Below are 457 nucleotides of genomic sequence, written 5' to 3'. Positions count from 1 at the left end.
AGATCGCTTTCTCGCTATTCTGTCGCATGAACTCAAGCATCCGCTCAATCTAATCCATGTGAAAGCCGAGATGCTGCCGCGCATTCCCCGGGCACGTGATATTCCGGAAATCCGCGAAGCCGCGGAGGCAATCACGCGGGCAGCGGTGAGCCAGGCAAAAATCATCGACGATCTGCTGGACTTGTCGCGCATTCGTACCGGCAAACTTGCATTGCAAACGACGAAAACCGACGCCGCGCGGGTGCTCGCACGCATCGTCGAAGCTTGCGCAGCGGACGCACATACTCGCGGCATCGCGCTGTCGCACAGCGGACTCGAAGTGCCGGTCTACGTCATGGCAGACCCGATACGGCTGGACCAGGTGATCTGGAATCTGGTCAGCAACGCCTTCAAGTTCACGCCTTCAGGTGGCGAAGTCGCCATCGCCTTGAAGGAAGACGGGACCGGGCTGAGAATC

General features: G+C 59.1%; 1 protein-coding gene. It reads left to right on the top strand.

Annotated features, from left to right (window positions below):
* Nucleotides 1–457: HAMP domain-containing sensor histidine kinase (locus QCE48_RS31765; RefSeq protein WP_309794517.1), on the top strand; the 457-nt coding region annotated here is incomplete at both ends.

This window comes from Caballeronia sp. LZ024 (genome assembly GCF_031451455.1).
Taxonomy (GTDB): Bacteria; Pseudomonadota; Gammaproteobacteria; order Burkholderiales; family Burkholderiaceae; genus Caballeronia; species Caballeronia telluris.
This window is presented reverse-complemented; position numbering and strand designations above follow the sequence as displayed.